At 47.0% G+C, this 3,542-nt stretch carries 4 protein-coding genes; 2 read left to right on the top strand and 2 right to left on the bottom strand.

Features of this window, described 5'->3' with window-relative positions; all coding sequences use genetic code 11:
• Positions 1-2 precede the first annotated feature (2 nt).
• Complete coding sequence (bchL, locus tag F6J94_RS31885) at positions 3-836, top strand: ferredoxin:protochlorophyllide reductase (ATP-dependent) iron-sulfur ATP-binding protein (protein ID WP_293047590.1); 834 nt, start codon at positions 3-5, stop codon at positions 834-836.
• 426 nt (positions 837-1,262) lie between these two features.
• Positions 1,263-2,666 (top strand): ferredoxin:protochlorophyllide reductase (ATP-dependent) subunit N, encoded by a 1,404-nt coding sequence (locus F6J94_RS31880; protein WP_293047588.1) that lies wholly within the window; start codon positions 1,263-1,265, stop codon positions 2,664-2,666.
• Between the two features lie 6 nt (positions 2,667-2,672).
• On the opposite strand, the gene F6J94_RS31875 is transcribed toward F6J94_RS31880, so the two are convergent.
• Positions 2,673-2,840, bottom strand: a complete 168-nt coding sequence (locus F6J94_RS31875; protein ID WP_293047586.1) for a hypothetical protein — start codon at positions 2,838-2,840, stop codon at positions 2,673-2,675.
• A 274-nt stretch (positions 2,841-3,114) separates the two neighbouring features.
• A partial coding sequence (locus tag F6J94_RS31870) for a hypothetical protein (protein WP_293047583.1) occupies positions 3,115-3,542 on the bottom strand: 428 nt, incomplete at its 5' end.

Raw genomic sequence — 3,542 nt, 5'->3', positions numbered from 1 at the left:
GTATCGGTAAGTCCACAACTAGCTGTAATATCTCAGTTGCCCTAGCTAAGCGGGGTCGAAAGGTGCTGCAAATTGGCTGTGACCCGAAGCATGACAGCACATTCACTCTGACTGGTTTTCTGATCCCTACCATTATTGATACCCTTCAGGAAAAGGATTACCACTACGAAGATGTCTGGCCTGAAGATGTGATTTACAAAGGTTATGGTGGTGTTCATTGCGTAGAAGCTGGTGGTCCCCCGGCTGGTGCTGGTTGCGGTGGCTATGTAGTTGGTGAAACGGTTAAGCTGCTCAAGGAACTGAATGCTTTTGATGAGTACGATGTGATTCTGTTTGACGTTCTGGGTGATGTCGTCTGTGGTGGTTTTGCTGCTCCCCTCAACTATTCCAACTATTGCATGATTGTCACGGATAACGGTTTCGATGCGTTGTTCGCTGCTAACCGGATTGCTGCTTCTGTTCGTGAAAAAGCTCGCACTCACCCGCTGCGTCTGGCTGGTCTGATTGGCAACCGCACCTCTAAGCGCGACTTAATCGATAAGTATGTGGAAGCTGTGCCCATGCCAGTGCTGGAAATTCTGCCACTAATTGAAGACATTCGTGTCTCTCGGGTTAAGGGCAAAACGATTTTTGAAATGGCAGAAACTGACCCTAGCCTGGAACCGGTTTGCCAATACTATCTCAACATTGCTGACCAAATTCTGGCACAGCCTGAGGGGGTTGTACCTCAAGATGCACCAGACCGGGAGTTGTTCTCTTTGCTGTCTGACTTCTACCTAAATCCTCAAACCCCAGCAGTGACTGAGGAAGAAGAATTAGACCTGATGATGGTGTAAGCAAAGGTTAGGAGGTTAGGAGGTTGAAAGTTAGGAGGTTGAAGGTTGTTCGCGTAGCGTGGCCAAAGGCCAAGGTTGAAGGTTGAAGGTTAGGAAGTTGAAGGTTAGGAAGTTGAAGGTTGAAAGTTAGCAGGTTGAAAGTTAGCAGGTTGAAGGTTGGAAGTTAGCAGGCGTAGGGTGCGTTAGGGACGGGCTCGCCCTCATTTTATCGGTAGCCAGTGTTGAGACAGTCCGTCCCGTAACGCACCACCGGGTCAAACAGCTTTAATGAGATGCACCCGGTTGAAAGTTATAAGAGTCAACAGCAAACCTGAAAACCTTCAACCTTAAACCTTAAAACCTTCAAGCATTAAAACCTTCAACCTTTAAACCTTCAACCTTAAACCCTGAAAACTTTAGAGAGAAACCAGGAGAGGAGAATTTTAAATGACTGTTGCTCAAACCCCTCAAGCCCTAGATTTTGAGTGCGAAACTGGGAATTACCATACCTTTTGCCCAATTAGCTGCGTGGCATGGCTTTACCAAAAGATTGAAGATAGCTTCTTTTTGGTGATTGGTACTAAGACTTGTGGCTATTTCCTCCAAAATGCGATGGGGGTGATGATTTTTGCTGAGCCACGCTATGCCATGGCGGAGTTGGAAGAAGGGGATATTTCGGCTAAGCTCAATGATTACGAGGAACTGAAGCGGTTGTGTTTGCAGATTAAACGCGATCGCAATCCTAGTGTGATTGTCTGGATTGGTACCTGCACTACCGAAATTATCAAGATGGATTTGGAAGGCTTGGCTCCCAAGCTGGAATCTGAGATTGGTATTCCAATTGTGGTGGCTCGTGCTAATGGCTTAGACTATGCTTTCACCCAGGGTGAAGATACAGTATTGGCGGCTATGGCTCACAAGTGTCCGAAGGAAGCACCCCAGGTGGAAGAGGAGAAACAAGAACGGAATGCGATCGCAAAACTCCTCAACTTTGGACGCCAGAAAGAAGAGGTGGCTGCGGAAGAGTCAGACTATGCGGATCATCCACCCCTAGTGTTGTTTGGCTCCCTACCTGACCCGGTTGTGACTAACCTCACCCTAGAGTTGAAGAAGCAGGGGATTAAGGTGTCTGGTTGGTTGCCTGCTAAGCGTTACACGGAATTGCCAGTAATTGAAGAAGGTTACTATGTTGCTGGGGTGAATCCCTTCCTCAGCCGCACCGCTACTACTCTGATGCGCCGCCGCAAGTGTAAGTTAATTGGCGCACCTTTCCCCATTGGTCCGGATGGCACTCGGGCTTGGATAGAGAAAATGTGTTCTGTGTTTGGTATTGAACCAAAAGGCTTGGCAGAACGGGAAGCTAAAATTTGGGAAAGCTTGGAAGATTATATCCAGCTGTTGCGTGGTAAGTCAGTATTTTTCATGGGGGATAACTTGCTGGAAGTTTCCTTAGCTCGTTTCCTTGTTCGTTGCGGGATGACTTGCCATGAAATCGGTATCCCTTACATGGATAAGCGTTATCAGAAAGCTGAGTTAGCTCTGTTAGAACAGACTTGCCACGAAATGGGTGTAGCAACTCCTAAGATTATCGAGAAGCCAGACAATTATAACCAGATTCAGCGGATTTATGAGTTGGAGCCTGATTTGGTAATTACCGGTATGGCTCATGCTAATCCTTTGGAAGCACGGGGGATTAATACTAAGTGGTCCGTTGAGTTTACCTTTGCTCAAATGCACGGCTTTACTAATGCCCGAGACATTCTGGAATTGGCAACTCGTCCGTTACGTCGTAATAACAGCCTGAAGGATTTGGGTTGGGATAAGTTAGTCAAAGAAGAGGCTAAAGTTTAGCGCTTCTTAGTGGAGTAGGGAGTAGGGAATCGGGAGTCGGGAATCGGGAAGAGGGCGTTGCGTCAGTCTTTGAATGAATAGGAGTAGAGTGGGCATCCTGCCCACCCCAAAAGATCGCCGAACAGGCAAGATGCCTATTCCACAGGTGCGACCCAAGGGCGATTTACTCGCCACGAGGCGCGCACCTACTATTAAAATCATTCCATTATTAAGCAACGCCCCAGATTTGAGCGATTTCAGCCTGCGGACTATTAGAGTCGATGCCTGGTATTACCCAGGGCACCTCTCCTTCAAATCCGTACGTGAAGGCTTCCCCTCATACGGCTCCTAGATATTCTGGTCTTTCGACCTGCTCCAGTGGATTTGCTGGTGGCAGCTATGGTGGACAGCCGTCAGGTTCTTAGTCTTCCAGTTGTCGTGGTTTCCATCGATATGGTCTCAACAGATCCTAGTATGTGATCTCTATCTTTCCGTCCTCCACCTTCCCTCCGTACACACCCGATCCGAATGGGTATTCCTGCACGTCAAGCGATTTTTTCTTCAGTTGTTCCAATAGGCTATCGTAAACCTTCTTTACACTCCTCTTCCAAACCTCAATTTCCCCGATCACTTTTACTTGGCTACTGTTTGCTGGTACCAAGTTGATAACCTGAGTTAAATCCTTCTCAGTAATTTTATTGTCCTGCGGGTCATTTATTGCTAAATGGATTCCACGCACTTTATCTTTATCAACCATCGCCAACACACCTATGCAGGATGTGAACTTGGTAAACTTTACTTCCTTTGCTGTTTCGTACTCCCTTTCTTCAATACTCATGGGGTTACTCGCTTTCGTTATGGTGTAAGCCATCATTAATCCTCCTCTTTTTGTTTCAT

It is taken from the genome of Moorena sp. SIO1F2, from assembly GCF_010672755.1.
In the GTDB taxonomy this organism is placed as follows: domain Bacteria; phylum Cyanobacteriota; class Cyanobacteriia; order Cyanobacteriales; family Coleofasciculaceae; genus Moorena.
The sequence above is the reverse complement of the archived record's forward strand: the minus strand, read 5'-3'. Positions and strand labels throughout refer to the sequence as shown.